At 41.9% G+C, this 26,637-nt stretch carries 21 protein-coding genes and 3 tRNA genes; 17 read left to right on the top strand and 7 right to left on the bottom strand.

The genetic code is table 11. From position 1 onward, the window contains the following. The first annotated feature begins 13 nt into the window (after positions 1 to 13). The 12 genes from J8Z25_RS12670 (at position 14) to J8Z25_RS12615 (ending at position 10,646) form a co-directional block, all read left to right on the top strand. A tRNA-Arg gene (locus J8Z25_RS12670) sits at positions 14 to 90 on the top strand. A gap of 46 nt (positions 91 to 136) precedes the next feature. Beyond that, a tRNA-Arg gene (locus tag J8Z25_RS12665) sits at positions 137 to 213 on the top strand. A gap of 111 nt (positions 214 to 324) precedes the next feature. Next, positions 325 to 401 (top strand) — tRNA-Arg (locus tag J8Z25_RS12660). 476 nt (positions 402 to 877) lie between these two features. Next, positions 878 to 2,137 carry a peptide deformylase gene (locus tag J8Z25_RS12655; protein ID WP_250661155.1) on the top strand — a complete coding sequence of 420 codons (1,260 nt, stop codon included), beginning with the start codon at positions 878 to 880 and terminating at the stop codon, positions 2,135 to 2,137. A 16-nt stretch (positions 2,138 to 2,153) separates the two neighbouring features. Beyond that, a complete protein-coding gene (locus J8Z25_RS12650; RefSeq protein WP_250661154.1) occupies positions 2,154 to 3,530 on the top strand; it encodes an SH3 domain-containing protein in 1,377 nt (458 codons plus the stop codon). Between the two features lie 8 nt (positions 3,531 to 3,538). After that, on the top strand, positions 3,539 to 4,651 hold the full coding sequence (locus J8Z25_RS12645; RefSeq protein ID WP_130050798.1) for a dipeptide epimerase: 1,113 nt from the start codon (positions 3,539 to 3,541) through the stop codon (positions 4,649 to 4,651). Then, positions 4,648 to 5,397, top strand: a complete 750-nt coding sequence (locus J8Z25_RS12640) for a L,D-transpeptidase family protein (RefSeq protein WP_130050799.1) — start codon at positions 4,648 to 4,650, stop codon at positions 5,395 to 5,397. Before J8Z25_RS12645 ends, J8Z25_RS12640 begins: the two co-directional genes overlap by 4 nt. 80 nt (positions 5,398 to 5,477) lie before the next feature. Next, the gene (locus J8Z25_RS12635) at positions 5,478 to 7,046 is read left to right on the top strand and encodes a sodium:solute symporter (protein ID WP_250661153.1); all 1,569 of its coding nucleotides are present in this window, start codon (positions 5,478 to 5,480) and stop codon (positions 7,044 to 7,046) included. Beyond that, the gene (locus J8Z25_RS12630; RefSeq protein WP_167659079.1) at positions 7,047 to 7,958 is read left to right on the top strand and encodes a glucosamine kinase nucleotide-binding domain-containing protein; all 912 of its coding nucleotides are present in this window, start codon (positions 7,047 to 7,049) and stop codon (positions 7,956 to 7,958) included. It abuts the gene before it with no gap. After that, the gene (gene murQ, locus J8Z25_RS12625) at positions 7,948 to 8,883 is read left to right on the top strand and encodes an N-acetylmuramic acid 6-phosphate etherase (RefSeq protein ID WP_130050802.1); all 936 of its coding nucleotides are present in this window, start codon (positions 7,948 to 7,950) and stop codon (positions 8,881 to 8,883) included. The genes J8Z25_RS12630 and murQ overlap by 11 nt, the downstream gene beginning before the upstream one ends. Then, positions 8,883 to 10,064: an exo-beta-N-acetylmuramidase NamZ family protein gene (locus J8Z25_RS12620; protein WP_250661152.1), complete on the top strand. Its 1,182-nt coding sequence runs from the start codon at positions 8,883 to 8,885 to the stop codon at positions 10,062 to 10,064. The genes murQ and J8Z25_RS12620 overlap by 1 nt, the downstream gene beginning before the upstream one ends. A 150-nt stretch (positions 10,065 to 10,214) precedes the next feature. Next, entirely contained in the window at positions 10,215 to 10,646 is a 432-nt protein-coding gene (locus J8Z25_RS12615) for an energy transducer TonB (RefSeq protein WP_130050804.1), read from the top strand. Between the two features lie 69 nt (positions 10,647 to 10,715). On the opposite strand, the gene J8Z25_RS12610 is transcribed toward J8Z25_RS12615, so the two are convergent. Continuing rightward, positions 10,716 to 13,736 carry a carboxypeptidase regulatory-like domain-containing protein gene (locus J8Z25_RS12610; protein WP_250661151.1) on the bottom strand — a complete coding sequence of 1,007 codons (3,021 nt, stop codon included), beginning with the start codon at positions 13,734 to 13,736 and terminating at the stop codon, positions 10,716 to 10,718. Positions 13,737 to 14,113: 377 nt separating this feature from the next. Further along, entirely contained in the window at positions 14,114 to 14,959 is an 846-nt protein-coding gene (locus J8Z25_RS12605) for a MurR/RpiR family transcriptional regulator (protein WP_054560797.1), read from the bottom strand. 337 nt (positions 14,960 to 15,296) lie between these two features. Here J8Z25_RS12605 and pbp4b point away from each other — a divergent pair, with 337 nt between their 5' ends. Both pbp4b and J8Z25_RS12595 read left to right on the top strand, forming a co-directional pair. Then, positions 15,297 to 17,744 (top strand): penicillin binding protein PBP4B, encoded by a 2,448-nt coding sequence (gene pbp4b / locus J8Z25_RS12600; protein WP_250661150.1) that lies wholly within the window; start codon positions 15,297 to 15,299, stop codon positions 17,742 to 17,744. A 94-nt stretch (positions 17,745 to 17,838) separates the two neighbouring features. Next, positions 17,839 to 19,215: a Na+/H+ antiporter NhaC family protein gene (locus tag J8Z25_RS12595; RefSeq protein ID WP_250661149.1), complete on the top strand. Its 1,377-nt coding sequence runs from the start codon at positions 17,839 to 17,841 to the stop codon at positions 19,213 to 19,215. A gap of 407 nt (positions 19,216 to 19,622) precedes the next feature. Here J8Z25_RS12595 and J8Z25_RS12590 read toward each other — a convergent pair whose 3' ends face one another. After that, complete coding sequence (locus tag J8Z25_RS12590; protein ID WP_250661148.1) at positions 19,623 to 20,759, bottom strand: PQQ-dependent sugar dehydrogenase; 1,137 nt, start codon at positions 20,757 to 20,759, stop codon at positions 19,623 to 19,625. A 261-nt stretch (positions 20,760 to 21,020) separates the two neighbouring features. Between J8Z25_RS12590 and J8Z25_RS12585 the strand changes: the two genes are divergently transcribed. Continuing rightward, positions 21,021 to 21,767, top strand: a complete 747-nt coding sequence (locus J8Z25_RS12585) for a hypothetical protein (RefSeq protein WP_250661147.1) — start codon at positions 21,021 to 21,023, stop codon at positions 21,765 to 21,767. A gap of 274 nt (positions 21,768 to 22,041) precedes the next feature. Here J8Z25_RS12585 and J8Z25_RS12580 read toward each other — a convergent pair whose 3' ends face one another. From J8Z25_RS12580 to J8Z25_RS12570, 3 genes are read right to left on the bottom strand one after another with little or no spacing between them, the layout of a single operon-like run. Continuing rightward, positions 22,042 to 22,641 carry a hypothetical protein gene (locus tag J8Z25_RS12580; protein WP_250661146.1) on the bottom strand — a complete coding sequence of 200 codons (600 nt, stop codon included), beginning with the start codon at positions 22,639 to 22,641 and terminating at the stop codon, positions 22,042 to 22,044. Next, the gene (locus tag J8Z25_RS12575; protein WP_250661145.1) at positions 22,631 to 23,182 is read right to left on the bottom strand and encodes an RNA polymerase sigma factor; all 552 of its coding nucleotides are present in this window, start codon (positions 23,180 to 23,182) and stop codon (positions 22,631 to 22,633) included. The genes J8Z25_RS12580 and J8Z25_RS12575 overlap by 11 nt, the downstream gene beginning before the upstream one ends. 6 nt (positions 23,183 to 23,188) lie before the next feature. Continuing rightward, a complete protein-coding gene (locus J8Z25_RS12570; RefSeq protein WP_250661144.1) occupies positions 23,189 to 23,836 on the bottom strand; it encodes an energy transducer TonB in 648 nt (215 codons plus the stop codon). Between the two features lie 119 nt (positions 23,837 to 23,955). Here J8Z25_RS12570 and J8Z25_RS12565 point away from each other — a divergent pair, with 119 nt between their 5' ends. Together J8Z25_RS12565 and J8Z25_RS12560 are read left to right on the top strand one after the other, a co-directional pair. After that, positions 23,956 to 24,462 carry a DUF3087 domain-containing protein gene (locus tag J8Z25_RS12565; protein WP_130050814.1) on the top strand — a complete coding sequence of 169 codons (507 nt, stop codon included), beginning with the start codon at positions 23,956 to 23,958 and terminating at the stop codon, positions 24,460 to 24,462. 9 nt (positions 24,463 to 24,471) lie between these two features. Then, positions 24,472 to 24,921, top strand: a complete 450-nt coding sequence (locus J8Z25_RS12560; protein WP_250661143.1) for a low molecular weight protein-tyrosine-phosphatase — start codon at positions 24,472 to 24,474, stop codon at positions 24,919 to 24,921. Positions 24,922 to 25,111: 190 nt separating this feature from the next. Here the strand turns inward: J8Z25_RS12560 and J8Z25_RS12555 are convergent, their stop codons facing one another. Continuing rightward, the gene (locus tag J8Z25_RS12555; RefSeq protein ID WP_250661142.1) at positions 25,112 to 26,185 is read right to left on the bottom strand and encodes an energy transducer TonB; all 1,074 of its coding nucleotides are present in this window, start codon (positions 26,183 to 26,185) and stop codon (positions 25,112 to 25,114) included. Positions 26,186 to 26,637 lie beyond the last annotated feature (452 nt).

Here is a 26,637-nt window from a genome sequence, read left to right as displayed (position 1 = left end):
AAAATCAAAATGTGGGCGCATAGCTCAGCTGGATAGAGTACCTGGCTACGAACCAGGCGGTCGGAGGTTCGAATCCTCCTGCGCCCACCACTTTTGAAAAGTCTTAGTGAGACTTAAACTAACTAAAATAGAATGTGGGCGCATAGCTCAGCTGGATAGAGTACCTGGCTACGAACCAGGCGGTCGGAGGTTCGAATCCTCCTGCGCCCACCACTTTCTATACATTCATACTGCAATGTTCGAAAGTGCAAACCGACTAAATGTCGGTTTTTTTGTGTTTTAATAACACCGTCATTGCAAGACGTAAATAAGCAGAACCATTGCGGACGCGTAGCTCAGCTGGATAGAGTACCTGGCTACGAACCAGGCGGTCGGAGGTTCGAATCCTCCCGCGTCCGCCACTTTCTTCTGGAAAGTGACATAAACCGACGAAAGTCGGTTTTTTTGTGCCTGCAATTCGCGTAGGAGCTTGAAAACTCGATATAAACCTGTAGCAGCGATTTTATATCGCGTTTATTATCGTAATATTCGTAGCAGCGACTTCAGTCGTGAACATCACGCTTCCACTCCACAAATTAAACCCCAACTCAAAATACAAAAAATACACCCAGTAGGCGTGAAACTTGTTTCGCGCGCATCGCGCATTAAGATAATGTCGCTCCAGACGATGAACAATACCCCTTCGAGACGATAGACTTTAATCGTTAAATTATTTTTTAAGCCAGCGTCTTATAGGCAATAAAACCGAGTTAATTTGCTTCATGAAGAAATTGTGTTAGATTTAATAAAATATTCCAAAAAAAATAACAAGTGGGAATTTTATTTTATGTATGCGAAAGGTGCATATCAAAAACGGCTGGCTATAAGTTGCGGCTTGATGCTTTTGACTGGTTGTGAAGCGAACACAGAAAAAACCCCATTAACCGACCAACAATACTTTGAGCAGGTAATGTTAGCTCCCGCTATTTTGCCAAAAGATTTAAAAAATACTGGTTGCTTATCACTGGAAGGTGAAAGTCAGCAGCCAGGCTATAAATCAGCAACTGAGGTTAATTATCAACAGGCAGGTTGGCAAAACAGAGTGGCGGCCGATTGGCAGTATTTCTTAGCCTCTGAGCAGCCAGGTAAATTTCTATTAATAGATTATCAAGTACAGGCAGGGCAGCTAGCCTATCGCTATTTAAGTGATGGCAGCCATAATGAATTGTATGAGCCTTGGAGCTCATCAAAAATTCAAGCATTTAGCGGTGCGCTATCTAAAGTAAGACAAACCCACCCAGAGCTTGGTGCAACGCTCTATGCAGGTGATACAGCGCTGGCAGATTTGATCAGCAGTATTAATAGCTATGAAGCATTTGGTAAAGCCGATGGCAACTCAAATGCTATTGCCAGTTATTTTGTGAATGTGGCAGGGCGAGAGTACTTACGTGGACTTTTTAATGATGGCTGGCTCAAACTACAGGATGAGCGTTTGTTATTTAACGGCGCATATGGCTCAGAGCAGTTTATGCCATCAGACGAGTATTGGCATAACCCTGCAAATAATGAGCTTGATGCAAAAGTCGTTCATTATATAACAAGCAGTGATGATCCCGGCTATTTAGGATATCGTTGCGACAGTTGTGGCTTAACGGGCAACAAAGCAATGACTACACTTGCTCAAGCTGAATGGTTAAAGCGCTTGGTTAGTCACCAGCGTGAGCCAAGTACACAAATGCCTTATTTACAAGCAAGTGATGTTGATGTGCTACTTAACGGCACAGGTCATACCTACGAACAGGCTCAAGTAGGCGGCATGATGGTAGGTATCAGTCATATTGTTACAAATGCGTTGGCAGATGTTATTGCGCCAAATGATAGTCGCTCTGCAAAAGAGGTGCTCGATAGCGCAACCAATGGGCAGTGGCGTGTATGGCAAAAAATTGGTTGGGGACCAAGTGAAACGCGCTCCACCACAGAAGCCGTGATGCTGGCACATGTGTGTCTAGGAAATTATCAAGGTGGGCGTGAGTTTACATTTAGTGTACAGCAGTCAACTCAGGGGGCTGACGAAGCCAATTTGCCGACAGTCGGTAAGCAAATGCAGCAAAAATTGCAGCATGCTTTTACAAAATTATTAGATTCACGCTTTCAATAAGAATTAAGGTACAGCTATGCGTCGTTCAATTATCGCTTTATCAATTACTTTAGGTGTTGCCTTTAGTGCACCCATGCATGCCGAAGGTTGGCAATCAGATGTTATCGGGGTCACGCAGTCACAGCTTTCTCCTAGCTACTGGTTAGCGCAAGGGTCATCGGCAAAAATGATTATGACGGAGGCTCAAATTGCTGCCTTCAACGAAAAACTTATTAAAGATAATAAATACATTGTTGATCCACTGTCTTTCCAAAAATCGCTCAGTAAAGACGAGCTAACAAGTGCCATCCACTCTGCAAGTGCAATTCCAAAAAGCCCGCGTTTTTTTACCGATGGCCGACAACTCACTGCGAAAGATTTTGCTAAATATCAGGCTAACTTAAATCTTAACAAAGTCGCAGATACTAATAAGGTGCGTTTTGCAGTGGTAGTTAAACGTACTGCATTACGTACATTTCCAACTTGGGATCGGGTTTTAAATAGTGGCCTTGATCAAGACTTAGATCGCTTCCAAGAAAGTGGCATGTTCCCGGGTGAGGCTGTGGCTGTATTACATCAAAGCGCAGATAAAAAGTGGTTGTTAGTACGTGCTTACAACTACTTAGCATGGGCACCTGCCGAAGATCTTGCCTTTGCTGATGCGGATAAAATAAAAGCTTATCGTGAACAAGATAACTTCTTGGTTGTTACAGGTGCAAAAGTAAATACTGCTTATGTGCCAAACGATGAAAGCCGCTCAGAAGTGCAACTAGATATGGGGGTACGCTTACCCTTAGTTGATAGTGAGAAAGTACCTTATTTGCTAAACGGCCAAAATAGCTATGCCAGCCATGTTGTACAGTTACCTACTCGTGATGAGCAAGGTCAACTTGTAATTAAACCAGCGATGATCAGCAAAACTGCCGATGTAAATTTAGGTTACTTAGACTACAACGAGCAAAATCTAATTAAACAAGGCTTTAAGTTTTTAGGTGAGCGTTATGGTTGGGGGCATGATTACAATGGCCGCGACTGCACCGGGTTTGTTGGTGAAATCTATAAAAGCTTTGGCCTATTAATGCCGCGTAATTCAGGGCAGCAAGGCAGTAGTGAATACGGGCAAAATAATCGTTTTGATAAGAATACCGCTGCGGATGCCAAGATACCAACGGTTAAAAATATGGCGATTGGCGATCTGATCTATATTCCTGGTCACGTGATGATGTACTTAGGGGAGCATCACGGCGAGCCGTATGTTATTCATGATGTCAAAGGATTAGGTTACAACAAAGGCGATGGCAGCTTTTATAGTAGTGCCTTGAATGGGGTGTCTGTGACACCTTTATTGCCACTAAGATTATCTCAAGAAACCAGTTATTTAGACCGTGTTTATAACATTAAGCGTATTCGCTAGAGGCCGATATGAAAATTAAAGCTGTTCGCTTTGCAAAGCTCAAAGTGCCGTTAGTTACCCCATTTAAAACAGCACTGAGAGAAGTGAGTTTTATCGAAGACTTAGTGGTTTTAATCGACACTGAATGTGGTCAAACTGGCTATGGCTCAGCGGCCTCAACACCGGTTATCACTGGTGATACCCATCAAGGGATGATAGCGGTCATTAAGCAGTTTATTGCGCCTAAGTTGGTGGGGCAAGAAATTGAAAACATCAACCAGCTCACTCAAATTATTCAATCAACCGTGGTTGGCAACAGTAGCGCAAAAGCCGCCCTAGAGCTGGCTGTGTACGACTTGTGGGGTAAGCTCTATCAAGCACCTTTATATAAGTTACTTGGCGGCGGTAAGTCAGAACTTAAAACGGATATTACCATTAGCGTCGATAACATAGATAAAATGCTCAGTGACTGTCAGCTAGCCGTTGAGCAGGGCTTTGACGTATTAAAAATAAAAATTGGCAATAACCTTAATCAAGATATTGAACGTGTCAAAGCAATCCACGCGGGCTTTGCTGCTAAGGCGCAATTACGTTTAGATGTAAACCAAGGTTGGAATGCCAAACAAACTGTGTTTGCATTACAACAACTTGAGCAAGCTGGCGTGGTGTTAGAGTTAGTTGAGCAACCAGTAAAAAGCAGTGACTTTCAAGGCCTCAAATATATTACTGAGCGGGTGAATACACCGATTATGGCTGATGAAAGCGCCTTTTCACCTAAGCAAGTTATCCAGCTTTTAGAGTTGGGAGCGGTTGATATTATCAACATCAAGTTAATGAAAACGGGCGGTTTAAGTCGGGCAATTGAGATTGCTAACATCACAGCCCAATATCAAGCTGAATGTATGATTGGTTGTATGCTAGAGGGCAGTATTGCTGTCGCAGGGGCTGCACATTTAGCTTCTGCCAAAGCACAACAAATCAGTAAAATTGACCTAGATGGTCCAGCTCTTGGTCAGTATGACCCTGTACAAGGTGGGGTTGAGTTTATCGGCCCTCAAATAAGCTTATCGGATAAACCAGGTCTTGGTATTGAATCAATAAAAGGGCTTGAACTAATAACAAACGGAGTATGGCCAGCATGAAAAAACTAGTTAGTCTTATTGCAGCTATGAGTTTAACGGCTTGTGCAAGCAAAGAGTCACCTAAACCTGTTATTGATAACAGTCATCAGCAACTCGTGGTGGTGGTCGCTAATGACAGTGATGCTATTGATGCCACGCTGTATCGCTTTGAAAAAGACGCCGGTAAATGGCAACAACAAGGCGAACAACATGCGGTAGTACTTGGTCGTACCGGTCTTGCTTGGGGAGTGGGGCTGCACCCTGCACAACCAGGTCAGCAAAAACAAGAAGGGGATGGTAAAGCGCCTGCTGGTATTTTTGAGCTAGGTACTGCATTTGGGTATTTAGATTCATTACAAACGAACCTAAGTTATCAAGCAATGACTGCAAACGATTACTGCATTGATGTGAAAGGCTCGCCTTTTTACAATCAACTGGTCGACAAAGCACAAGTAGGCGAAGACGCAGTAAAAGACTCTTCAGAATGGATGCGCCGTGATATATACAGCCAAGATAATTTGTATAAAAAAGGCATTGTTGTTAAGCATAATCCAAGCAATATCAATGGCGCGGGTAGTTGTATCTTTATGCATTTATGGCGTGCGCCTAGCAAGCCTACAGCTGGTTGTACAGCAATGACAGAACGCAATATGGACGCTTTGCTTGCTTGGTTAGATGAACGTAAAAAGCCTTTATTAGTCAGCTTGACCAAGGCGCAATATCAACAAAAGCAAAGTCAGTGGCAATTACCTAACTTAGCTGAATAAAAATAATAAAATAAAAGTATTTTAATTCTGTCATAATGATGGAATAATATATTCCATTGAGGTTTGGGTTAGGATAATAAATGAGTGCAAATTACGCTTTACTTGATTGGCTAGTATTCGCAAGTTACGGTGCAATTTTATTGCTAAGTGGCTGGTGGTTTAATCGCAAACGCGCTAACTCAAGCCAAGATTTTTTTCTAGGCGGAAATAGTATGCCAACTTGGATGGTGGCTATTTCTGTTTTAGCTACCTCACAATCTGCAGCAACCTTTATCGGTGGGCCAGATCAAGGCTATCAAGGTGACTTTTCCTACATAGCCACTAATATCGGTGCGTTTATTGCCGCCTTTGTCGTATCGGCATTTTTAATTCCAAAGTTCTATCAGCAAAAAGTATTTACGGTTTATGAGCTACTAGAAAAACGCATCGGTCCAAAGGCAAAGCGTCGCAGTGGCTTGATGTATTTATTTGGCCGTGTGTTTGCCAGTGGTGCGCGTTTGTACATGGCGGCCATTGCCGTGGCGATGATTTTATACGGAAATATAGATGCAGACAGTGTGGTTATAGCTACTCTGGTGTTAGCACTTGCTGGCTTGCTTTATACCTTTTTGGGGGGGATTCGCAGTGTTATTTACTCAGACGTGTTGCAAAGTATTGTTTACGTGAGTGCTGCTATAGCGGTCATATGGAGCTTACTTGCCGTTATTCCTGCTGATTTTTTGACTATTATCGCAACACTCAATGAGCCAAGCCCAGGTGCAGATTCTAAACTAGCACTGTTTAAATTTGATTTAGATTTTGGCCCGTCTGGGGTGTTTAACATGGCCTCTGTTTTAACAGGTTTTGTACTTTTAAACATCGCTGCATTTGGATTAGACCAAGATATGACGCAGCGTTTATTAACCTGTAAAAGCCCTAAAGAAGGCAGTAAGGCGTTATTACTATCTGTAGTGATGGTGATTCCCGTTATGGCTATTTTTATCTTTATAGGTTTTCTGCTTTATATTGTTTATCAGCAACCTGCATTGATGAACAGCGAGGCAGGCCAAGCCGTTGTACAAGAGTTTAATGGCGAAAAAATCACAATCTTTATGTACTACGTATTGAACGAAGTACCAGCAGGAGTTAAAGGTTTGGTGAGCGTTGGTATTATTGCTGCCGCTATTTCTACGTTGAACTCAGGGCTTAGTTCGATGTCTTCAGTCATCGTACAAGATATCTATCGTCCGTATTTAGAAAAACATAATAAACAAGTTAGTGATCATCACTTTGTCAAAGCAGGTCGTGTCGGTATGGCAGTGGTGAGCCTTGCCTTAGCGCTAATGGCTATTCTTTGTTATTTCTGGCAGCAATACAGTGATATGCCATTATTAAAATTTGCTTTAAGTGTGATGGTGTTCTCGTACAGTGGCTTGTTAGGTGTGTACTTTACGACGTTGTTCACCAAACGTGGCAGTGAAGGCTCAGTGTTAGCTGCGCTGATAGCAGGTTTTATGGTGACCTTATTAATGCAGCCATACATGATTGACTGGTTACTACCTGAGACAATGCGTTTTTACCTAGGATTTACTTGGCAACTGTGTATAGGCACTTTGCTTGCGACACTTGTGTGTTGCTTTGGTAAATCATCGAACGAGAAGAGTGCATAAATGGCAGTTCGCTATATTCTAGCCATTGATGGTGGCGGCACTAAAGTGTTAGCTGAGCTTAAGGAGCTGGCAAGTGATGCTGTTTTTCATGCTCAGGCAGGTTCTGCATCAATTTCGAATGATCTTGATTTAGCGTTAGAAAATATTGTTAAAGTGACCCGCGATGTATGCCAGCAAAGTGGCGCAGAGCCAAGTGAAATCGTCACCGTTATGGGAGTGGCTGGTGGCTCATCGGTAAGCCTTGCTGAGCAATTAAAAGTGATGCTTAAACTGGTGTACGAAATTGAATTTGCCAGTTTGCAAATCACCAGTGATGCAATTACTTCATTATATGGTGCAAACCTTGGCGAGCCATGTGTAGTTATTGCACTTGGCACAGGTGCTGTCGGAGCAAGATTAAATGCTCAAAAGCAAACAAAGTTGGTTAGTGGCTGGGGCTTTACTGTTGATGATTTTGGCGGTGGTGCCCGTATAGGTCTTATGGCTGTACAGCAATTATTAAACGATATAGATATTTATGATTTACCAAAAAGCCGATTAACGATTCGTTTGAGTGAGCAGCTAGGATGCACTCGACAAGCAATTAGTAGTTGGCTTAAACAAGCAAAACCTGCGGACTATGCAGCATTTAGTCCTTTAGTGTTTAGCTTGAAAAATGACTGTAAAGCGGCAAATAGTGTATTAACAGAGCACACTCAATCGGTAGTTCAGTTAATTAATAAAAGCCGAGGAAACTCACTATTACCAGTGATTTTAATTGGTGGTTTGGCGAAAGTTAGCCAACCATTATTGCCACTTGCTTTACAAAACGAATTATCTCCTTGCAAGGGAGATTCATTAACTGGTGCTGCGATTTTAGCAGCAGAGCATTACCATGACATTATTGAAAAAGGACAACCCAATGAGCCCTGAGCACGTATTTAAGCAACAGCGTGAGTTACTCGAAGAGTTAAACGGCATTGTCTCCGAAGGACAAAACCCAGACACTTTGGATATCGATCTGCTCAGCTCCACTGAGATCCTCACTAAAATCAATAATGAAGATCACAAAGTGGCTGAGGCGGTTAAATTAGTTATCCCGCAAATTAGTGAAGCGGTAGACCACGTAGTTGAAGCCTTTCAAAATGGTGGTAGGTTGATTTACATTGGGGCAGGCACTAGTGGTCGTTTAGGGATTTTGGATGCGGTTGAATGTGCTCCTACCTATAGCGTGAGCGATCAGCAAGTGTTGGGTATTATTGCTGGTGGTGACACTGCTGTTAAGAAGGCTGTTGAAGGTGCTGAAGATAGTACGACACTTGCCGTTGAAGACTTAAAAAATGTTAATTTAAACAGTAAAGACGTGGTGGTTGGCATTGCTGCCAGTGGCCGTACTCCTTATGTTTGCTCGGCAATTGAATACGCTAAATCACTCGGTTGTGTGACTGTGGGTGTCACATGTAATCCAAATTCAGCGGTGATGCTTTTACCTCAAATCGGCATTTGTCCTGTTGTTGGAGCTGAAGCCGTAACTGGCTCAACACGAATGAAATCGGGCACTGCGCAGAAACTCGTACTTAATATGCTAAGTACAGCTAGCATGATCCGCACTGGCAAGGTGTATAAAAACCTGATGGTTGATGTGAATGCTAGTAATGAAAAACTATATGCTCGTGCTATTCGTATTGTTATGCAAGCAACAGACTGTACTCAGCAGCAAGCTGTTGATGCATTAAAGCAAGCAGATCAAAGTGCTAAACTTGCTATTTTAATTGTGCTAACAGGAAAACCTGCGCCTGAAGCAAAACAGTTACTTTCAAAAGCCGGCGGCTTTTTACGTAAGGCGGTTGAAGAATAATGCGTTTTTTAGCTGTTTTACTCGTTAGTTGTTTCGCGCTTTTAGGTTGCCAAGAAACGCCTGTACAAGCACCTGAGAAAACCCAGCCTTTGCAAGTAGGGGCTGCTAATTTTCAAGCCTACGTTCCAGCACTAAAAGGTAAACGTGTCGGGTTAGTGGTTAATCAAACATCAGTAGTTAATGGTCAACATTTGGTTGATGCATTACTAGATAAAGGCGTTGTCGTTAGCAAAATATTTGCCCCTGAGCATGGCTTTCGCGGCGATCATGACGCTGGAGCTCATGTTAAAAGCACAGTAGATGCTAAAACTGGCATCGATGTTGTGTCGATTTATGGCAGTAACAAAAAACCAAGCCCTGAGATGCTTGCAGATTTAGATGTCATTATTTTTGATATTCAAGATGTCGGTGTGCGTTTTTACACTTACATCAGCTCAATGCACTACGTGATGGAAGCCGCTGCTGAAAATAGTAAAGAGGTTGTGGTTCTAGACAGACCAAACCCGAATATTGCCTATGTTGATGGACCTATCCTTGACCCACAATTTCGTTCGTTTGTTGGCATGCACGAAATTCCTGTTTTGCACGGTATGACAGTGGCGGAACTTGCTCAAATGATCAAAGGTGAAGGCTGGATAAATGATGCTAATAAGCTTGAACTAAGCGTTGTGCCCGTTGCGAATTATGACCGTACTATGGCTTATGAGTTACCAATAAAGCCTAGCCCTAACTTACCGAATGCACAGTCAATTGCGCTTTATCCATCACTATGTTTCTTTGAAGCAACACCCGTGACTATTGGTCGTGGCACTGACTTTCCGTTCCAAGTGGTGGGCTATTCACCAGTAAAATTGGGTGAATTTAGTTTCACGCCAAGGGCGATTAAAGGCGCTTCAATGAACCCTAAATTCAAAGGAGTTGAAGTATTTGGTCAAGACTTGCGAGATGCTGATATTCATGGCTTAGATTTAAGTGTGTTTATTTCGGCATACCAACAGCTGAGCGCGAATGAGCAAGAATTTTTTGAACGCGCTGACTTTATGGACAAACTTGCAGGCACTGATAAATTGCGTTTAGCCATTGAAGCAGGCCAAACTGAGCAGCAAATAAAGCAAAGCTGGCAAGCCGATTTAAGTGCTTTTAAACGCAAGCGAGCCCCATATTTGCTGTATCAATATTAGCTAGATAACTAGATAAAAAAGAACGAGGCGCTTGCCTCGTTTTTTAATATCTCTAAAAATTAATTGTGGTATATTCAGGAACTTGTTTTCATACCAGTTTGCTTAATTCAATTATGTATTATTACGAGTTGGTATCATTAAGGATATACCATGAAAGCTTATTTAAGCATTGCCGTACTTGCTTTACTAGCTGGCTGCTCACAACTCCCTAACACTTCAAAAAGTAACTCAACCGATGTACTCGACCTTCGTGATGATAAAAATGCAGCAGAGCAGTTGTGGACACTTAAAAATGCAACAAAGCCTAACTACCCAAAAGCAGCTTTAATATCTAAGCAGACGGGCTGTGCGCGCTTTGTAATTACCATTGATAATCAGGGTAATACCACCGATATTCGTTTTGTGGAGAGCTTCCCAGAAGGGCTGTTTGTAGATGTGTCACGAGAGTCGCTTAAAAATTGGCAATGGCAGGCAAGTACAAGTAACAACGAGTCGCGAGCGATTATTCGAACTGTGCAGCTCGACTACTTTATGAAAGAAGCGACTAATTTAGCTGCGGCAAAAGCATTTTGTACAATTTAAGCTTTTGGCTTTTACTTTTTTCAGGCATAAAAAAGGGCCGCAATAGCGGCCCCAACAGGATAAATTAACTTAGAACTTGAAGTTAAACGACAGCTGCACGCGACGTGGGCTGTAGTAGTTACGATATTCACCAAAGGTTTCTGACGAGACATATGGGTTATTGTTGTAACCTGTTTGACGGTCAAATACATTGAAGATATCAGCACGGAATTGTAGTTCCATGTCACCTGAGAACTTAAAGTCTTGGGTGTAGTTTAAGTCAAGTTGCCAATGGCTTGGGCTACGACGACTGCCTGCAGGCTCGCTGTAACGCGTTGTGCCATTTGAGTAACCGTAGATTGAACCATCCCATGCTTCCCAAGGTTTACCCGACTGGAATACAAAGTATGCACCAATGTTTGCATCCCATGGCACTGTATAGTAACCATAGACTTTTACTTTATGCGGTTTATCACCTGATAATGTGCCGTATTTGTAATCCCAAGGGTAACGACCACGGCCATCACCATAGTTTGATGAACCAATGAAGGTATTCGCATCTGTTGTTGCTGTGGTGTTATCTTGGTCGAAGTTACCGTAGTAATGACTCCAAACATAAGAAGCATTGATATAGCTGTTTTCACCTAGGTATTCAGCTTCGATGCTTGCTTCCCAATATTTAGTCTCGCCGCCATCTACTTCGGCAATAACATAAGATGAACCACCAATTTCATCGCGGATTTCAGCGAGGTTATCGACATAAAGGCCTTTATCTGCAATATGTTGTGGTACGCCTTCAGCATCAACGCCAGAGTAGTCAGTTAAGCGCGCGTTATTTGGCATATCTTCCCAGAAATGCGATGCCTTACGGTGACGAACATGAGCACGTAATACTAAATCAGAACCCACATATTTAGTGGTACCAAGTGTAAACTCTTTGATTTGACGAGGCGTTAAATCATCAGCAAATACTTTACCAGATGAACCTTGACGTGGTTCTGCGTAAATTACTTTACCCGCTTCATCAAATTCAACTTCGATTTCGGCACGGGTATTACGGTCCCAAGAGGCTGCACGCGCTAATGAGCTTGCTTCAGGGTTATACATTGAGAAGTTAGCAAATACAGAGTCTTGATCTGCATAATTCCAATTCACACCTAAACGAGGCTGGATCATATCTGTCCAATCTGTTTGATACATTTCGTATTTTTCGCCTGGTGCTAACTCATAACCAGAGAGGGTACCAGATGCCGATTTAAGGCCTTGGCCATACCAAGTATCGCGGCTCACTAACACACCCACATTGTAAGTCCAATCACCTACTTCAATGGTGTCGTTGATTTCGAAGTTAAGGGTTTCCATTTCTGAGTTAATAGCAGAAACCGCATCGCCACCTGCTACTAAGCTCATTTGTTGCACGCGAGCACGGTAAATAACCGGCGCAGAGCTGCCTTCTTCTAAGCTTTCATCTAGGCCGCCAACATAAGAAATTCTACCCCAACCATTTGAAAGGCGAGACAGTACTTCTTTACTTTCTTTCCATTCACCACCTAAATGTAATGTATGGTAACTATCGCCCCAGCTAAATTCATGTTCTAGATTTAACTCAAAGCTATCACGGTAAAAGTCGATATTATCGTATTGGTAATACGCACCAACACCGCCGCCACCTCGCATTTGCCCATCTTCGGTATAACCGTATTGTGCAATTAGTGGTGCAGCGCCTGCATTATATGCAGCAATTTGTTCCGCAGTGTAGTTATCATCAGCATCTAATAAGCTTGGTACACTGAAGTAACCCATTTCAGTTAGATTACTTAAGTCAAGTTGACCCGTTAACGATGGTACTACAGATAGTTTTGTATCCGGAGTGGTACCAGACTCTATCTCTAATTTACTGTATTGGAATGAAAGAGTTGTTGCATCACCTAAAAGCCACGAACCATCTAAGGTAAAGATATCTTGGTCGGCTTCATCACCAGCAGAAACACTATCAGTTTCGTAAGCGCCAACAGAGCGACCTTCGATAGTTTTCTCTGAGGTACGCTGTGAAATATTAAGTAAAATATCGTCAGTAGGTGCCCAGGTTAACTTACCAAAGTATTCATCTCGGACATTTTTATAGTCTTTTACTTCACCATAGGCTGTATCTTTATTAGTACGAGTTTCTTCAGGACGATAATAAGATGTATAAAAATACAAGGTATCTTCAATAAGCGGGCCGCCTAAACTTGCTGTTAACCAGCTTTTATCTAGCTCATAGCTTTCTTGACCTGTTGGTGTTGCCACTAAACTCTTAGGTTGAACTTTGTATTCAACATTGCCGTGGAATTCGTCAGTACCTGATTTTGATACAGTGTTAATTGAGAAACCACCTGAGCGGTTAAAGCCAACGGCTTTTGCACCACCGCGGTCCATAGTAACGTAAGCAACGTCATGGGTTGATGGCTCAGATGCTAAGTTACCAAACATTGGGAGTGAAACATCTACGCCGTCAAAGCCGTAAGAGTTATCAACACCCGAACCACCTGCTGATGGACCAAGCGTTGCATTTTCTGATAGCTCAACACCCGGAACAAGTTTTAGTAGGTCACGGTAATCTTGACCAACTGGCACGCTGTTGATTGCTTCTTCGCCTAATGAGTTAGTCAGTGCAGACTTACCTTGGCGGAATAATTTACTGCCAGTAACTGTAATGACTTCAACGTTTTCGTTAGCACCGCCCATAGTGACATTTAAGCTTGATGTTTGCTCAAGTAAAACGTCGACAGTCATGGTTTGAGTTACACCGTTTTTATCAGTGAAAGTCAGTTCATAAGTACCTGGTTTTAATTGCGGTAAGTCGTAGCTGCCATCTTCTCGCGTAACGACTGTACGTGGTTTTGGCATCACATTACTTTTTGCTGTAACTGTGATCCCCGCCAGTGACTGCTGCGCTTTAGGTGATGATACTTTACCTTTGATCCCGCCGGTTAGATTTGCAAAGGCTGGCGCGCTGGCTAGAGCTGCGGCCATAACAACACCGGTGAAGGCTGTTTTCTTTGCGCGAAGTGCATTGCTTGTCGCTTTTGCTATATAGCTCATTGCGAGTGTGGATGCATGTTGTTTCATTGTTTCCCGTCCTTATATTTATATGCTTTGCTGGACTACTTACCCAATTGAGACTTATGAACTTTAAAATTATGTTGCCCACATATTAAACAGGTGTTATCTAAGTTGGTCAAGAATATTTTTTCATTTAAAGGTTGGTTTTTAGGAATAAAATATATAACCGATTTTAGGTAAAGCTCAGTAATGACTTGCTTTAGCAGGGTGCTAATTTATTCTTAGTACAATTTTGTAAGAAATTATGACTTCTTAGTCAGTGGTTTAACAGAAGCATTATATGGGGTGAAGGCAGTATTGAGTCGTTAATTTAAGGTAAAATTCAGGCACTAAAAAAGCAGCCAGAGCTGCTTATTTGTGTTCTTATCGTAGAAAATAAGAAATTAGTTATTCTTAAATTCCCCAACAACTTCATTAGAATGTTCTAGTAACTTGCGACCTTGGCGGCTCGATTGCGTTAGGGCGATAAACAAAATGTCGATTACAAAATCTTGTGCCGTACGCGCTAAAATTGATGATAAACGCACAGATTCGCCTTCAGCAACCGAATAAAGCTTTACATCTGCTGAGTCGGCTACAAGGCTACTACCAAATTTTGTGACTGAGATCACCGAGCTTGAATTTTTCTTGGCTTGCTTTACAACTTCGGCAATTTCGCGAGTCATACCTGATTCACTTATCGCAATGACCAAATCACCTTTTGAAAACGTCGCCACATACGCAAGTTGTGCGTGCCCATCCGGCTCCGCAATTGCTGGCATACCGAGTTTTTGTAATTTATAAGAAAAATCTTTTGCAACCAGAGCCGAGCCACCTAAACCACAAATTAGAATGCGTTTTGCAGATTTTAATAGCTCTACTGCTTTTTCGACTGCCGGCGCTTCGTTTAGGTTCTTGGTTTCGGTTAATACCGCCAGTTTACTGCTTAATAGCTTTTCGGCGATTTGCTCTAGCGAGTCATTAAGGGTGATTTTACCATGTAGCTTAGGTTCGCTGCTTTCATCATTAAGGGCATCAATTACCGCAAGCTTAAAAGCAGGAAAGCCTTTATAACCTAATTTTTGTGAAAACTTCACCACACTTGATTGGCTTACACCAACCACTTTTGCTAGTTCAACCGATGATAAATTACGAATAGCATTCGCTGAATTTAACGTAAAGTCAGCAAGCTTGGCTTCGCTGCTCGATAGAGATTGACGTAAGGCTTTTATTTTTACAAAAGTAGACATAGGGCTCACTTTGTTTGCTTAACTTAGTCAAAACGCAAAGCAATGGTTCAATTATAAACACAGGGCTTGGGCGCATTGTTTGCTTAACACGACGACTTATTTTTGTTTTAGCTAACCTAAGTTTGGAATATTTTTCTTAATTTAGATGGAATAATATAGTTTTATTCCATAATAGATACAACACTAATTATTGAGATAGCTCTATTTTTAGTAGCTTATCGATAATATATGCTTTTTATTTTTTATTTGTGAAATAAAATATTTTACATGTTAAGTAGGTGTTGCTACTGTATTGCTGAGAATCGTCAACGCTTAAATCATCAGGTATGAATCTGTTATGAGTTTTACCCCTTTGAAAACATTTCTTAAACAGCTGTGTTATCTCAGTAGTGCGGCATTATTAGTAAGCTGTGCCAGTAATCCATATACCTACACACAGTCAGCTAATTATAGCCACCGTGTTAAGTTTTTAGTAATGCATTACACCGCCATTGATTACGAAAAATCAATGCACGCTTTAGTCGATGAAGGGGGCTTGAGCTCTCATTATTTATTACCTGAGTCAGGCGATCCAAGTTATCCAAAAGACGATTTAGAAATTATTCAGCTCGTTGATGAAAAAGACAGAGCATGGCACGCCGGACGCAGTTTTTGGCAAGGCCGAGAAGATTTAAATGACCATTCAATTGGTATTGAAATAGTGAATGTACCAACCTGTCATATTCCTGAGCAAACTAAGCTTGCGATGGAAAACGACGCTAGCAAGTTATGTATTTTTCCAGACTATGACGCCAAGCAAATAGAACTACTAATAAAGCTAAGCAAAGATATTCTTGCTCGTAACCCTGATATTGGCCCAACTCAAGTGATTGGCCATTCTGATATTGCCCCAAGCCGTAAGAACGACCCTGGTCCGCGTTTTCCTTGGTATCAACTGTATAAAGCTGGTATCGGTGCGTGGTATGAAAGCGACACTGTTGATAAATATTGGCAGCTATTTAGTGCATCAAAGCCTTCTGTTGAATTAATGCAAAAAGCATTGCGCAGTTACGGCTATGAGGTGATTGCAACGGGTCAGCTTGACTCGCAAACGCTCGATGCCTTAAGTGCTTTTCAAATGCACTTTTTGCCTTGGCATGTAAGCGGTAATAATGATGCAAGAAGTGCCGCTGTGCTTTTTGCGTTATTAGATAAATACTTTCCTAAAAAGAGTGAGCGGTTATTTCAAGAATATCAGCAGCAACAGCAAGCGGTTGAGCCAGAGCCAAAAACACTGGCTAATGCACAAGTTGTAGTGCGTATTCCAGCACTTGATCCGAGTAGTCGCGCGCTTGTTAACGACAGAGGTACATTTACAGCTTATAAAGGTCGCGGGGAGATCATCATTGAAAATCAGGATGCAACCAGTGCTGACATTTTTATAAATGGCGAAAAAATTAATATAGCATCGCCATTAACAGCTGAAAAAATATATCAATACAGTTTAGCTAAGCGTACCCATAATGGCATTAACACTTATAAAGTAGAGAATGTATTGCCTGAGGGGGCAAGCTTAACCTTACGTTTTCCCTATCCAAAGCTGGACAAAAGCAGCTCTCAAAAACGCTTTACTGCCGTTGATGAATTAATAAATCAAGAGATTCAAGAGGGCTTTCCGGGCGCTGTACTTGCCGTTGTTAAAGATGGCAAACTGATTAAATTAAGCCATTATGGTGCGGCTAAGAAGTATCATGCTGATGGCAGTGAGCTTAACAGCCCACAAGCCATGCAAAACGATACCTTGTTTGATATAGCTTCAAACTCAAAAATGTTTGCCACTAACTTTGCACTCATGAAGCTTGCCAGCGAAGGTAAACTAGACGTAGAGAAACCTTTATTTTATTACCTGCCAGAATTTAGAGGCAGCGGGCGTGAGCAGCGCTTAGTAAAAGATTTACTCACACACAGTGCGGGTTACCCTGCAGTGGTTGATTTTCATCGCAAAGATAATAAATTTGGTGAGCGCTTTTTTTCGCAAAACAGCCTGCGTACTAAAAACCTGCTATTAACTGGCGTCCCTTTCGTCGCTGGCCGTAACGTAAAACACTTATATTCTGATATCGATTATATGTTGCTAGGTGTACTGGTTGAACGCATTAGTGGTATGGCGCTCGATACTTATGTTGAAAGCCAAATTTATCAGCCGCTTGGTTTAACGCATACAGTTTATAACCCGCTGCAAAAAGGTTTTCTAGCCTCACAAATTGCCGCCACTGAGATTAATGGTAACACCCGAGGTGGACGCATCGAGTTTGAAAATATTCGTACAGATGTACTACAAGGTGAAGTACATGACGAAAAAGCGTTTTATGCCTTGGGTGGCGTAGCAGGACATGCAGGGCTTTTTAGTACCGCCAGTGACTTGTCAGTGTTAATGCAAGTACTACTTAATGGTGGCGGCTACGATAACAAGCAGATTTTTACACCGCAAGTACTCGAACAATTTACAAAGCCAGAGGCGAGTGATGAGACCTATGGCTTAGGGTGGCGACGAGCGGGGCATCAAGCGCGTAAATGGCATTTTGGCCCTTATGCCAGCCCGCGAGCTTTTGGTCATACAGGCTGGACTGGCACTGTAACCGTAATAGATCCCGAGTATGACCTTGCCATCGTACTACTAACTAATGCTCGTCATACACCTATTGAAGGTTCGCAAGAAAATTACGAGTTTGTTGGCAAACGTTTCGAAACGGGTAAGTATGGCTCTATTATCTCACTGATTTATGAGAGTATATTAAATCACTAGTCGAATTAAGTTGAGTTTAGTGGCAAAGCCATTAAGCTTAGCGAGTTTTCGCATAATAAAAATAAAATGTTGTTCTTAATTTAAAAGGGTTTTTATGTCTTGGTATTCAATTTTACCACCCTTGATTGCTATCTTAATTGTGTTTTGGCGCAAAGAAGTGATCATGGCGTTATTGGTCGCGGTTGCGTCGTCTGAGTTTTTACTTGCTCTGAATGGTGAAGGTAATACCTTGTTTTTCACCTTTATCAATACCATTGAGCGAGTTATTGAAGTTGCCAGCTCCCCTGGTAATAGCCGTATCCTTATCTTTAGTATTCTAATTGGTGCTTTACTTGCTTACATTCGTGAATCTGGCGGTGTGGCTGCTACAGTTAATTTACTGATGAACAAAGGGGTTGCCAAAAGTAAGCGCCAAGTGGGTTACTTAACCATGTTCTCAGGTATTGCGGTATTCATTGAATCGAACTTAAGTGTATTAACCTCGGGGATTTTATCGCGTGGTTTATTCGATAAATTCAAAATGAGCCGAGCACGCCTTGCTTATATTATCGACAGTACCAGCGCACCTGTGTGTATCTTAATCTTGCTAAATGGCTGGGGCGCTTACGTGCTGGGCCTACTTGGCAATTACGATATGGAAGAGTCGGCGGTATCGGTATTGTGGGGCAGTATTGGCTATAACTTTTACGCCATTATTACTTTGCTCATCGTGTTTTACACTATTACTTTTGACAAGGTACATGGCCCATTAAAGCAAGCTGAAGAAAATATTGAACAACAAGAAACCGAACTGACTGAAGAAGTTAAAGGCTCAAAAGCGCGTTATATGCTTGTTCCGCTTATTACTTTAATTGGTAGTATGGTTGGCTTTATGTTCTGGACTGGCGATGGTGATATTGCCAGTGGCAGTGGTTCTAAATCAGTGCTGTATGCAACTATTTTAGCGTGTGTTGTAGCTTACTTCTTAATGATCAGCTCTCGTGACTTTACTCACCATAAGCTGGTGGATATCGGCTTTAAAGGTATGGGAGAGCTGTTACCACTGGTTGCTATTGTATTGTTATCGCTGACCTTAGGCACCAGCTTAAAAGATTTAGGTACAGGTGTGTTTGTAGCAGGCCTTGTGGGTGATTTCTTACCTATATACTTGGTTGTGCCAGTACTGTTTTTAACCGGTGCGGTGATTTCATTTACCACAGGTACCTCGTGGGGCACTTTCGCAATTCTTATTCCGATTGGTGTACCGCTCATTCAAGCTTTAGGGTTACCACCTTCATTGGTCATTGCGGCTATTTTAGGTGGTGGTGTGTTTGGCGATCACTGCTCGCCAATCTCAGATACCAGCGCGGTGTCGGCCATTGCATCTGGGTGTGATCTATTAACTCACGTTAAAACCCAAATGCCATACGCCTTATTCGGCGGCGCATTAACTTTCATCGCTTACCTAGTGACGAGTATTATTGTTTTATAAGTAATAGCTTTGAGCTTTGAGCTTTGAGCTTTAAGTCTTAAGTTATAAGTAAAAAACCACAGAGGGAGTCTGTGGTTTTTTATTGCTTGAATTTCGATGACTCGCATATTCAAGTTTGATAGCCGTCAGCCGTCAGCCGTCAGTTTGAAAGCTGATGGCTCGTTGAACCATCGTGCGAAATAAATTTCACGCCTACGGTATTCCTTTACTCTTTCCCCTTGTAACTCGCTAACTTGTTTTAAATCTGATAGCTGACGGCTGAAAGCTGATGGCTCTTTGAACCATCGCGCGAAATAAATTTCACGCCTACGAGGGGTAAACCCGCTGTTACCTAAAAGCTTGCGACTTTACTCTTGTAACTCGCTACCTTGTATTAAATCTGATAGCTGACGGCTGAAAACTGAAAGCTATATTTTCGGTACAACCTTATAAACACCCACACCATCAACACCAAGATATAAATCACCATTAGGATGGGTGGCAAGGCTGCGCACACGACCTACACCTTCAAATACCTTGCTGTGGCCTATTACTTTGTTACCATCAAGTTTCACCAAAACAAGGTGACCAAACTTCATCGAGCCTACGGCAATTTGACCTTGCCACTGTGGGTATTTATCACTGATGATAAACTCCATGCCTGATGGGGCAATTGAAGGTACCCAATACCAATCAGGTTGTTCCATTCCATCGCGACTGGTTTCGTCGGTAATTTTTGTACCAATATAGTTGATCCCATAAGTGATCTCAGGCCAACCATAGTTTGCACCTGCTTTAACTATATTGATTTCATCGCCGCCACGAGGGCCATGTTCATGACTCCATATAACCCCCGTTTCAGGGTGCATTGCCATACCTTGAGGGTTTCGGTGTCCATATGAATAAATGCTTTTGTGAGTTGTTTTATGGTTATAAAACGGGTTTGATTTAGGGATAGAACCATCGCTATTGATACGGTGAATTTTGCCTGCATCATAGTCAAGGCTTTGTGGGTGAACGTCTCTTTTGCCACGGTCGCCAATAGAGAAGTACAAGTAACCTTCTTTGTCGAACTCAATACGTGAACCATAGTGTTTTGCTGTTTTAATATTTGGCTCGCCATCAAACAATAATTGCTGATCGACGAGCGTCATATCTTTAAAGCGGGCGCGCATAATCGAGGTATTGTAACCCTCACCATCGCCTTCATAGCCCGAGTACGAAAAGTAAATCCAGCCATTTTCGGTAAAGTTCGGATCAAGCTCTATGTCTAATAAGCCCCCTTGACCTTCATCATGTACTTTAGGTGTTCCTTTAACTGTTTGCTCAACGAGTTTGCCATCACGAATTAACCTAAGCTCACCACGTCTATCGGTAACGAGTAAGTCGCGCTCGTTAAGCCAAGCCATACCCCAAGGTATTTGAATTCCTTCGCTTACTAATTCTAGTTTGTAGTTATTAGCGCTAGCATCCAGAGGAATTTTTTGCTCCGGCTGGGCACAGGCTTGCAAACTCGGCAAGCTAATCGAGGCGATGATTAAACTGTTAAACAAAGACCTTTTCATGGTAACTCCATAATATTTAAACACGATGTTACTAGCCTAGCTGGTTCAGCATTAAAGTGTTATTAACATTAGAGCAATGTGCGATTATTGGTAGGAAAAGCGAGGTAAAGAGCGGAGTATTGCCGTCAGCCGTCAGCCGTCAGCCGTCAGCCGTCAGCCGTCAGCCGTCAGCCTGAAAGTTGATGGCTCTCAGTCTAGCTTTGCTTGTGGATACCTGCTAGCTTAGCAAGTTCTTATTCTTAAAAGGATTTAACAAGTCGTATGAAGTCAGAAAAGTTTTTTAAATGGGTGTGGAATGTTAACGGCCTAATTTTACTTTTAGGCTTAATCATTGGAGCAGCAGCAATAGGGTATAACTTTGTTGCTTACTTACTAAAGTCCGATAACTATGTACAGCAACAAACACTAAACTTAGCTGAAGATGAAAAGCAGCAAGAAAAGTGGAAACTGGGTTACCCCCGTAAGGTCGAGGGGAGTGATTTTTACTTTATCCCGTTGGAATCAGAAAAACTGGATATTGAGGTGAAAGCTGACGTAACAGTTTACAATAATTTTAGCGGTGGTTATAAATACAGACCTACGCGCTCAAAGAACATCTTGTTTCTTAATGACAAAACCAATCACGCTAAGTGGCTATTTAACACAACGGATCAGTTGATCATAGAGTTTGGTGCTTTAAGCCATTACAAAGAGTTTGATACTCGTCCTTACAAGGAGCAAAAAGTCTATGCTCCTAAGGCAGTTTCGTATGAAGTTATCAAAAACGATACCAACAACGACAAACTGCTCGATGGCAAAGATAAGCGCACCTTCGCGCTAAGCAAGATTGATGGCTCAAACTACAGCGAAGTTATTTCAGGTTACAACCGCATTGTAGAGTCTAACCTCAATGCTGAAGGCAATTTATTCGTTGTATTTATTAACAACGATGAAGTTTACTCAATGCTGATAGACCTAGGTAAATTTGAAGTGATTAGTAAAAGCATTCTACCGAAGGTAGGGGAGTGAGATTGATATTAGGTATCAGATGTCAGAAGAATGATCTGACATCTGAAAACTAACTACGCGGGGTAAACCCGCTGCTACTTAAAAACTTGCGACTTTACTCTTGTAGCCCGCTAACTTGTTTTAAATCTGAGAGCTGACGGCTGAAAGCTGATGGCTCGTTGAACCATCGCGCGAAATAAATTTCACGCCTACGGTACTCCTTTACTCTTTCCCCTTGTAACTCGCTAACTTGTTTTAAATCTGATAGCTGACGGCTGAGAGCTGACCGCTGCTTTTAAGCTTTACACTTTTCCGCCTCATGGGTTAGCTGTTTGAGTGCGATGATTTGGCCTTGTTTGTTTTGGTCTAGAGCGAGTAGATCACCTTGGTGAATGTGGGTATCGAGTGTGCCGTGTTTTTGTAGCTCTTTAAGGAGTGATTGTTTTATTTGTACAAGGACATTTTGCTCGCAGTCGGCGATATACCAGTCGTTATCAACGCTTACTAAACGCCCTGTGAAGCTGGTGCGGGCTTGGTGATTAGCAAGTGCTTGTTGGTAGTTAGTATCTAGGTTTTGTTTTTGTTGTTTAAGGTTACTCACATAGCTGCCTTTGGCGTCGAGTTCGTGTACCTCAAGCCATTGATAATCTGATAAATCCACCGCATAAACATCGGTTAACTCGCGGTTGTTGTATTGCAGCATGACAAAGCCAAGAATGGCTAAAGCAGCAAAAACTCCGGTCATTTGTAGGCCTAAAAAGCGCTGTGGTGTTGGTGTGGCTGACTGTGGTTTTTGCATGTGTGAAAGCTCGTCGCTGCTTAAGCTGTGCTGTGCTTTACGCTTTTGAAAATGTGCTTTTAAATCAGTATCGAGTTGCTCGTCGTTACGCTTCATGATGGCCTCCTAGTTGTTGTTTCAGGTTTTGACGGGCATATCGCAGCCGAGTTTTAATGGTCTCTGGGTTACTTTGTGTGATAGCAACAATATCTTCGAGACTAAAGCCTTCTTGTTGTAAGGTCAGCGCTTCACGTTGTACAAAGCTAAGTGCCATTAGTGCTTTATCAAAGGCTTCGTAGTCGTAGTGATAACTTGTATCCTGACATTCAGTAAATAGTTGGTTGTCTTCTAACTCAACGAACTTTTGTTGCTTACGAAATTCATCAATTAATAAATTACGTGCTAACCGGAAAAGCCACGCTTTTGGGTTGTTCTGAACATTGTAAAAGTCGCGTTTATCAATGACTTTTAACCAGGTTTGCTGGCATATATCGAGGGCCAGATCTTTATCACTTTGGGTGACTAGGTAGTGATAAAGATCGTTCCCGTATTGAGCAACGAGTTGGTTAAGGTAACGGTTGTCGCCCGTTTTGGCATACTGCGCCAAACAATCTGTGTTTGGCTTGTCAAATAACCATGTCTTGATGCTCATTAGCATAGGCAGTTATCCATCTATTTTAAAATCAAGTTGAACACTTTGGTTTGCTTGTAATTGTGCCACACCTTCAACAACTTTAGGGCGATATTTCCAACGTTTAATAGCGCGAATTGCTTCACGGTCAAACACTCGCTTAGGCTCAGCATCAATAATAACAGGGTTAATCACTTCGCCAGTCGGTGAAATGCTAAAGCTAATTTGTACCCAGCCCTCAATGCCATCACGAGCTGCTACTGGTGGGTACTTAGGGTTTATGCGCACAATTGGCGTTGCATCTCCCGTTGGTTGATTAATGCTTTTGCTTAGCGTGTCGCCAATGTTATCGAATGTCATCGTTGGTGTTAAATCTGCTACCACAACTGTATCAGGGTTATCAATCGCTGGGCGTGGTGGCGTTTTTGGTGGCATTTTTGCAGTTGGTGGTGGCGGCAGTGTTTGCTTTACTTGTACTTTTGAGTCTTTGGGTACTTCATAAATTTCAACCGTGATATCTGGGCCTGTTTTTACATCGGCTCTTTGCTCAGCAGAAATTAAGTACTGCATAAATGCAAATGCTGCAAAGGTCATGACACCGCCGCCAATAATTGCTGCGGTTGTCTTTAAAGCCGCCTTGCTGTTATTCAAGCTTGCTGAGTTTAGTGGTAAAGTATGCATAGCCGTTCCTCTTTGGATAATTGCTTTCATAGCTAAAACGGCTGGCAAATAAAAAAGGGGTGAAATTTTTTTTCACTTTTTATTTCTTCACTAATTTTAGTGTGACTTTTTAGGTTGTTATGAAACTTATTCAAATAGACAAAGCACGTTACCGTAAACATTTAAACCAAGTGATTATTGCCTGTGTAATTGCTTTAGCCATTGGCAGTTTAGCCATTTCACAAACGCTAATTGCGTTATTCCCTGACTCAAGCGGTAGTCATTTTCATTGGAACCTATTAGGTGTTGTTGTGTGTAGTTTGCTGGTGGGCTTTGTGCTTAATAAATACCGCAATCATGATTACATGACTGAAATAGTGTATGTGTGGGAGCTTAAAAAAGCCCTTAATAAAATCACCCGTAAAATGCCAAAGTTAAAAGCAGCAGGGCGTGAAGGCAATGCAGATGCTTTATTAGCAATTCAATACAGCTATGCTGGTTCGCGTTTGTTATGGCAGCTCGATGACAACACCATTACCATGGATGAGCTGGCAATTAAGCAGGCAGAGCTTGATAATGTTGCAGATAAATACAACCTTACTCTTGATGCAGAACGTTATGATGAGTCAATCTTAAAGCAATTTTAAGGACGAATAATGAAAAAGGTTTTGATTGTTTGCTTAGGCAACATTTGCCGTTCACCTACTGCTGAAGCGGTACTTAGAAGTCGTGCTAAGGCGCTGGGTGTCAATGTCAAAGTTGATTCTGCTGGCACCATTGGTTACCACCAAGGTAATCCTCCAGATTCACGCTCAAAAGCAGCAGCTGAAAAGCGCGGTTATAGTTTTAAAGGGATTTATTCGCGACCAGTGGCTCAAGCTGATTTTCATGAGTTTGACTTAATTCTCGCAGCCGACAAGCAAAATCTTGCTGATTTACATGCCATGTGCCCAGAGCACTTACAATATAAATTGTCGCTGTTTTTAAGTCATGGTGATGCAGGAGAGAGCGAAATTCCCGATCCCTATTATGGTGGCGATCAAGGCTTTGAAAAGGTACTCGATTTAATTGAGGATGCAGCCGATAACCTGCTTAAAAAGCTATGATACCAATCCGCAATAATACTTAATCATTTTGAGGGATTAAACCTGTCGCTATCTACGTTAAAAATTTCTGATTTAGAACAACTAAATAACGAAATTTTTGCCTTGCTATCAACGAGGTTTTCTTGCCTCAAAATAGATCACTTAATAAAGCGAATTGGTATAAAAAAGGGTCGCATTGCGACCCTGTTATTTAGTTGTTGATTTTAAAGTCTAATTGCACACGAGAAGTCGCAGCAATCGCTTGACCGTTTTCAAACTTAGGGGCATAACGCCATTGTTTTACTGCTTTAACCGCTTCTCTTTCAAATGCAGAGCCACCCTCAGAACCTACCACAGTTATGTTGTCTACAAAGCCAGACGGGGTTACTTCAAACTCCATTACGACACTGCCATCTTCCATACGTTGAACTTTTGATTTTGGATATTTAGGATGCACGCGGTATAACGGTTCTTGTTCTTGACTCTCTTTCCATGGCACCATTTTCGCTATCGCTAAGCAATGTTTAGTTGCTTCGTCGCTTTTACCTGTTTTTTCGTATAAGTGAACTAGCTTTGAATGGGCGTTTAATTCGGTTTGATGATCAAAGTCTAACTCTTGATCAAATACACTAACTACGTGATTTAAACGTTCAATGGCGGTGCTGTATTTACGTTGATTTTCTGCAAATGCGGCAACTAAAAAGTCTGCACTGATCCGATCAACTGCGTTATTTGGTAAGTTTTCTTGGTAGTACTTATCGGCTTCTTCAAGATATTCCTTTGCTGTGTAATAGCGCTCGCCACTACCTTTGTAAGCGAGGATACGAGCGGCGGTCATTTTTGCATCTGCAACAAGCTTGGCTGAGTTTTGTTTTTCAGCAATAGCAATGACATCATCAAGATATGTATCAGCACGCTTTGCTGAGGGAGTTGATTCTGCCATGCCGATTAATGAGTCATACACTTGTACACTTAGCTTGCCATGGTTTTGTTCTAGTATTTCGTAGGCTGTACGATATAACTCAAAGCGTTGTTCTTGTTTGTATTCAGCAAGGCTGTTTGCATAGTTAATAGCAAGATTAGCGGTGTTGTCGGCGCTTTCTCCATAAATTTCTTTGCCAAGCTCAAACGCTTTTTTGGCAAGCTCACTACTGTCTTGCTTATTTTCTACAGCGGCGACATAAGCGCGGTAGGTCTCGTTAAATTCTTGGGTGGTCGTTTCATTGGCAATGCCTTGCTGGCTAAACAGTAGTGTAATGCATAAGGCAAGTGAGCTTTTTTTCATAATAGTCCTTATTATTTTGCCCAGAGAAGGGGGGATTAATACTTGTTGATGATAATTATTATCATCATTAGGTGCAAGGTAGCAAATTACACTCGATGTGTCACTGTTAAGGTTTAAGGTACGAAGTATGATTCGTTGAACTGATGATTGGCAGGCTTAGTCGCAGGGCGCTACAAATTAGCACGAAGGCTTTTTTCATAATATTCCCTATTATTGTTGTTTTTATTAATGGTTTGAAAAAAGGCTTAGCGGTTTATTGAGATTAAACTAATCTATTTTTTCGAATATCTGCAAAGGTTTATTAAGTAATTTTTTTAATTCAATAGCCTAGCTGTAGAGGGTAGAGCTTTTAAGGTACTTTATTAGCGCCACTAAAGCGAGGCGCAAAGCTCGTATCTTGGGGTGGTTTGAGTGTATAATACTTGAATTGCTGGTAACTGCCTCAATATTAG

The sequence above is a fragment of the Pseudoalteromonas sp. SCSIO 43101 genome, from assembly GCF_023650775.1.
GTDB classification, from domain to species: domain Bacteria; phylum Pseudomonadota; class Gammaproteobacteria; order Enterobacterales; family Alteromonadaceae; genus Pseudoalteromonas; species Pseudoalteromonas apostichopi.
The sequence above is the reverse complement of the archived record's forward strand: the minus strand, read 5'-3'. Positions and strand labels throughout refer to the sequence as shown.